The sequence below is a fragment of the Streptomyces sp. NPDC058678 genome (genome assembly GCF_042714835.1).
Taxonomy (GTDB): Bacteria; Actinomycetota; Actinomycetes; order Streptomycetales; family Streptomycetaceae; genus Streptomyces.
On the sequence record NZ_JBHXSG010000166.1, the window covers coordinates 1 to 2,541 of the forward strand.

General features: G+C 66.5%; 2 protein-coding genes and 1 pseudogene. 2 read left to right on the plus strand and 1 reads right to left on the minus strand.

Annotation, left to right across the window (positions count from 1 at the left end; translation table 11 throughout):
- Positions 1 to 203 precede the first annotated feature (203 nt).
- Positions 204 to 1,087: pseudogene (locus tag ACFWWR_RS48500) on the minus strand (LysR family transcriptional regulator).
- Positions 1,088 to 1,159: 72 nt separating this feature from the next.
- On the opposite strand from ACFWWR_RS48500, the gene ACFWWR_RS48505 reads away from it, so the two are divergent.
- Both ACFWWR_RS48505 and ACFWWR_RS48510 read left to right on the plus strand, forming a co-directional pair.
- Complete coding sequence (locus ACFWWR_RS48505) at positions 1,160 to 1,549, plus strand: RidA family protein (RefSeq protein WP_384310769.1); 390 nt, start codon at positions 1,160 to 1,162, stop codon at positions 1,547 to 1,549.
- A 271-nt stretch (positions 1,550 to 1,820) separates the two neighbouring features.
- Positions 1,821 to 2,174: an antibiotic biosynthesis monooxygenase family protein gene (locus tag ACFWWR_RS48510; RefSeq protein ID WP_384310771.1), complete on the plus strand. Its 354-nt coding sequence runs from the start codon at positions 1,821 to 1,823 to the stop codon at positions 2,172 to 2,174.
- Positions 2,175 to 2,541: the final 367 nt, after the last annotated feature.

Consider the following 2,541-nt stretch of genomic DNA (forward strand, 5'->3'; position numbering starts at 1 on the left):
AGCCGGCGTGACACCTCCATGATCGAGTGCCCGTCGGCGCACTCCAGCACGATCCTTGAGCGCTGCGCCAGCGCCTGAGCCGTCGTGCGGCGACGTACCCAGCCCTCCAGCACGGCCCGCTGGGCATCAGTCAACGACAACGGCGGAATCTTCGGACCCGGACGACTCATATCGAACCAACGACGAACCTTCGACTCAGGTCACTAGAACCTTCCCGAGGGATCTCGGTCGAGAGCGGCTAGGAGGCGTGGGACCAGGGGATTTGAGTCGTTCTTACGCCAGGCGACGGCGACTCGTGTGCGAGTGGTGTTGGGCTCGATCCTGCGGAAGGCAACGCCTTTGAGGCGGATGCGGCGGATGCTCTCCGGGGCCAGTGACACACCCAGCCCAGTTTCCACCAGGGCGCAGACGGTCTGCCATTCCACGGCGTGCTGTGCCACCCGGGGTGTGAAGCCTGCCGCGATGCACAGGCCGGTGATCTGGTCGTACAGCGACGGACCGACGGCGCGCGGCAGAAGCACAAAGAGGCAGTCCGCCAACTGCTCGATGCGGACGGCAGGACAGCTACAAACGGCTCGATCAGCACGGTCGCGAATCCGAGTTCCGCGTCGTCGGTCGGCGGTTCGCGCAGCAGGCCGATGTCGATCGTCCTCTCGCGCAGAGCGGCCAGTTGCGGCGTGGTGGTCATTTCCTGGATGTCCAGTTCCACGGCGGGAAACCGTTCCCGGAAGGTTCGCAGCAGGCCGGGCAGGACGGTCAGGGCGAGGGAGGCAGCGAAGCCGATCCGCAGCCGGCCGGTCCTGCCGCTGCCGCTGCCGACATCTCGGGCTGCGGCCAGGCCGTCCGCGAGGCCGTTGAGGGCGTGCCGGGCGGCAGGAAGGAGTTCTCGGCCTGCCGGGGTGAGGGTGATACGTCCTGGTCCGCGGCTGAACAGCGCGTGGTCGACCTTGTCCTCCAGGCGCCGGATCTGCTGGCTCAGTGGCGGCTGGGCGATGCCCAAGCGGGTGGCAGCGCGGCCGAAGTGGAGTTCCTCGGCGAGTACGACGAAGGCGTGCAGCTGCTGAAGAGGAAGTTCAGGGCGTTCCATACGCTCAGGGATATCACCCCATACCCAAAGCTGTATTAGACGTATCTGTGCTGCTCACTTAGCGTTCGGCGCATGACGGAGCGACGTTCCATCCTCAGCGGCTCGACGTTCGAAGAGCGGATCGGCTATGCCCGCGCCGTCGTCGACGGCGACTGGGTTCATGCGTCCGGGACGACCGGGTTCGACTACGCCACCATGACGATCTCCGACGACGCGGTGGAGCAAGCCGAGCAGTGCCTGCGCAACATCGAGGCCGCGCTGGCCGAGGCGAAGTGCACCTTCGCCGACGTGGTGCGGGTGCGCTATCTGCTGCCCGACGGGGGCGACTTCGAGCCCTGCTGGCCAGTACTGCGTCGCACCTTCGGCCAGGCCCGGCCGGCCGCCACGATGCTCATGTGCGGCCTCGCCGATCCCCGCATGAAGATCGAGATCGAGGTGTACGCACGGCGGCCCACCGCGTAACCGTCCGCGCAATCGGCTCTGGTGGAACGGGGCGTTGTGCCTGCGGGCGGGTGGGGCGATCAGCCGAAAAGGCGCCGAATCCTACCGGCTCGCCCATACCCGAGCCCGAGCCGAACAGACCGGCTGACATGGGCGCGCCCGGCCAAGCCAGCCCTCACGTGGCCCGGAGAACGCCAGCTCGGACAGCTTTGACCAAGAGCCGTATCCCCTACGTATCCCGTTCAGGAAAGGACACCGGATCGTTGTGCGCATCCTCCCTCACAGGGGCGCCGTGAGCAGTCACTCCGAAGCACCTGTCACGCCCGTCGAAGCCTATGAACCCCCCTACTACGTGGCCGTCTTCACCACGGTGCGAACTCAGGACCAGAACGACTACAGCGAGACCAACGCACGCCTGGAAGACCTGGTGAAGGACCTCCCCGGGTACCTGGGGATGGACCACGCACAGACTCCCGGCGGGCTGGGCATCACCGTCAGCTACTTCCGCGACGCCGACGCCCTCACGCGGTGGCGGACCAACGCCGAGCACCGCGCGGCGCAAGAGCGCGGGCGAGCCGAGTGGTACCAGAGCTACACGCTGCATGTCGCGAAAGTGGAGCGGAGCCACGGGTTCACGCGAGCGTAGGTCCCGCAGAGCCAGCAGGCTGACCAACCGAAAGTCGCGCGGGCGCATCAGTATGCGGCCAGCGCCGCAAAAGAGCTGATCTGCAACGGGACAACCCAGGCAAAGTCGCTGACGATCTCCCGGACCACGGGCTCGGACGCTCACGCGTGGACTGACCACGACGGCGTCCCGAGATCGACCGCCCGGCGGCCCAACTCCGCAGCGACGGATAACCGGGATCACCAGTACTGGTCCAGGCCCTCGGTCGGTCCTCGAAGGTGGCGATCGCGAAGTAAGACGTCATCTCATTTGGCTGGCTCGGTAGGCTATCGCTCGTGGGGATCGTTGAGCGGCTGGTGCCGGATGAGTTGTGGGAGTTGTTCCAGCG

What these genes read in the sequence shown, in the direction of transcription:
- ACFWWR_RS48505 (WP_384310769.1), top strand. Translation starts at nt 1,160, where the DNA reads ATGACGGAGCGACGTTCCATCCTCAGCGGCTCGACGTTCGAAGAGCGG.